The 2,615-nt window shown below is 63.7% G+C and carries 3 protein-coding genes; all 3 read right to left on the bottom strand.

Annotation, left to right across the window (positions count from 1 at the left end):
• Positions 1-638, bottom strand: a 638-nt coding sequence (locus AC5DC2_RS22740; RefSeq protein WP_491700132.1) for an ATP-binding cassette domain-containing protein, incomplete at its 3' end; no start/stop codon positions are given.
• Positions 635-1,453 carry an ABC transporter permease gene (locus AC5DC2_RS22735; protein ID WP_491700131.1) on the bottom strand — a complete coding sequence of 273 codons (819 nt, stop codon included), beginning with the start codon at positions 1,451-1,453 and terminating at the stop codon, positions 635-637. The genes AC5DC2_RS22735 and AC5DC2_RS22740, both read right to left, overlap by 4 nt.
• Positions 1,450-2,394 carry an ABC transporter permease gene (locus AC5DC2_RS22730; protein ID WP_024709135.1) on the bottom strand — a complete coding sequence of 315 codons (945 nt, stop codon included), beginning with the start codon at positions 2,392-2,394 and terminating at the stop codon, positions 1,450-1,452. Before AC5DC2_RS22730 ends, AC5DC2_RS22735 begins: the two co-directional genes overlap by 4 nt.
• Positions 2,395-2,615: the final 221 nt, after the last annotated feature.

Below are 2,615 nucleotides of genomic sequence, written 5' to 3'. Positions count from 1 at the left end.
TCGTGGCTGATCAGGAGCACCGCCGTGCCTTCGGCGCGGGTGAGCTCCACCATCAGCTCCATCACGTCGCGCTGGATCACCGCGTCGAGCGCCGTCGTCGGCTCGTCGGCGATGAGCAGCGCCGGCTTCAGCAGCATGACGGAGGCGAGCATGATGCGCTGGCGCATGCCGCCGGAAAACTCGTGCGGATAGGCCGTAAGCGCGCCCTTCGGATCGACGATGCCGACCCTTTCCAGCATGGCGAGGATCGCGTCCCGGCGCTTCTCACGGGTAAGCCCGGTGTGGAGCTTCAGCCCCTCCTCCAACTGCCGGCCGATGAGCATCGACGGGTTGAGCGAGGTCATCGGCTCCTGGAACACCATGCCGATCCGCGCGCCGCGCAGCGATCTCAGATCGCGCGGGCTCATGGTCAGCGTGTCGCGGCCCTCGAACACGGTCTCGCCGCTCACCGGCGTGATGCCGGCGGGCAGAAGCGACATCAGCGCGCGGGTCGCCAGCGTCTTGCCGGAGCCGGATTCGCCGACAATGCCGAAGATCTCGCCGGGGCGGACATCGAAGGAGACATTGTCGACGAGCTTGACGCCATTGCCGAGGGAAAGCGTCAGGCCGCGGACGGAAAGGAGAAGATCCCTCATCATTTCAGCCCCCTCATGCGCGGGTCGAGACGGTCGCGCAGCGCGTCGCCCAGAAGATTGATGCCGAGAAGCGTGAGCGCGATGCAGAGGCCGGGGAAAACGCCGAGCCAGACGGCCTGCTCGATGAACGGCCGGCCGGCGGCCAGCATGTTGCCCCAGGTGGGCGCCGGCGGCGGCACGCCGAGGCCGAGGAAGGAGAGCGCGCTTTCCGACAGGATCGCCCAGCCGAACATGGTGGTCGCCAGCACCGACATCGGCGCCAGGCAATTGGGCAGGATGTGGCGGAACACCGTGTAGAACTCGCTGTTGCCCATCAGCTTCGAGGCTTCGATGAATTCGGCTTCGCGCAGCGTCATCACCACGCCGCGCACCAGTCGCGCCATCGACGGCGTATAGGCGATGCCGAGCGCGAAGATGATGCCATACTGGTTTGCGCCGAAGACGGCGAGCAGGCCGAGCGCCAGGAGGATGCCCGGAAAGGCGAGCAGCGCATTGTTGACGGCCATGATCAGACCGTCCGTCAGGCCGCGCGCATAGCCGCTGACGAGGCCGATCAGCGTGCCCATGACAATTGTGAAGGTGACCGTCAGCGTGCCGATCCACACACTTGCGCCGGCGCCGACCATGATCCGGCTCAACACGTCGCGGCCGAACTCATCCGTTCCCATCCAGTGGGCGGCGCTCGGCGGCTTCAGCCGGGCGACGAAATCGAGCTTGAGCGGGTCGTAGGGCGTCCAGAACGCCCCGATAAGGGCGACGATAAGCAGGAGCGCAATCAGGAAACCGCCGATCGCGGCATTATAGGACAGTTTTCTCATTGTGCCGTCACCCGGGGATCGAACAGCGGATAGAACAGGTCGATGATCAGGTTGACGACGACATAGGAGAGCGCCACGAACAGCAGGCAGCCCTGGATGACCGGGTAATCCCGCTGGAAGATGCTGTCGACCATCAGCCGGCCGAGGCCGGGGATCGAGAACACGGTCTCGATCACGGCGATGCCGCCGAGCAGATTGCCGAGAATGAGGCCGATCATCGTCCAGGTCGGGCCAAAGGCATTCTTGAAGGCGTGACGCCACAGAACCGCCATTTCGGAAAGCCCCTTGGCGCGGGCATGGGTAATGTAGTCAAGCCGCAGGACTTCCAGCGTCGAGGCGCGGGCCATGCGCAGCAGCACGCCCATCTCGTGCATGACGAGGGTCGCCACCGGCATGATGATGTAGATCAGCCCCTCGGTGAAATTGTCGCGCAGCGACACATAGCCGAGCACCGGCAGCCAGCCGAGCTTCAGGCCGAACAGAAGGAGAAGCAGCAGGCCGAGCCAGAAGGTCGGTATAGAGAGAAGCAGCGTCGCCGTTCCGACAAGAGCGAGGTCCGTCACCGAATTCTGCCGCCACGCGGCGATGATCCCGGCGGGCACGGCGAGAATGGCGGCCAGCACCACCGCGATCAGCACGATCTCGCCGCTGATGACGAAGCGCGCGGCGACGAGCGGCAGCACCGGCTCGTCATTGACGATCGAGCGGCCGAGATCGCCGGAGAGCGCGTTTTCGCTCCAGATCAGGAATTGCTGCGGGAGCGGCTTGTCGAGACCGAGTTCCGTCTGCAGTTCGGCGATCTGCCTGTCATCGGCCATGTCGCCGAGCATCAGGGCTGCCGGATCGCCGGGAATGAGACGGATCAGCCCGAACACGGCAATCGAAACGATGATCACCGTCGGTATCGCCATCGCGACGCGATGGAGGAAGAATCTCAGCATCGGAACCCCTCTGAGACCTGCCTTTTGCGGCGGCAGGCTTGCTTATTGACAAAAGTATGACAAAGCCAAAAACTTGCCGCAATACTATGAATTTTTTCATAGTTATATGCAGCCGCGCTCACCGTCCATCGGCACGTTCCGGCGAGAAAACCGGCAGCGCGGAATGTCTAGCGCATCGTGCTTTCCGAAAATCGGAATCGATTTTCGGAAAGCACGATGCG

The organism is Martelella sp. (assembly GCF_984369615.1).
Note: the sequence above shows the minus strand (reverse complement) of the source record. Positions and strands in the feature narration are given on the sequence as shown.

What these genes read in the sequence shown, in the direction of transcription:
- AC5DC2_RS22730 (WP_024709135.1), bottom strand. Translation starts at nt 2,394, where the DNA reads ATGCTGAGATTCTTCCTCCATCGCGTCGCGATGGCGATACCGACGGTG.
- AC5DC2_RS22735 (WP_491700131.1), bottom strand. Translation starts at nt 1,453, where the DNA reads ATGAGAAAACTGTCCTATAATGCCGCGATCGGCGGTTTCCTGATTGCG.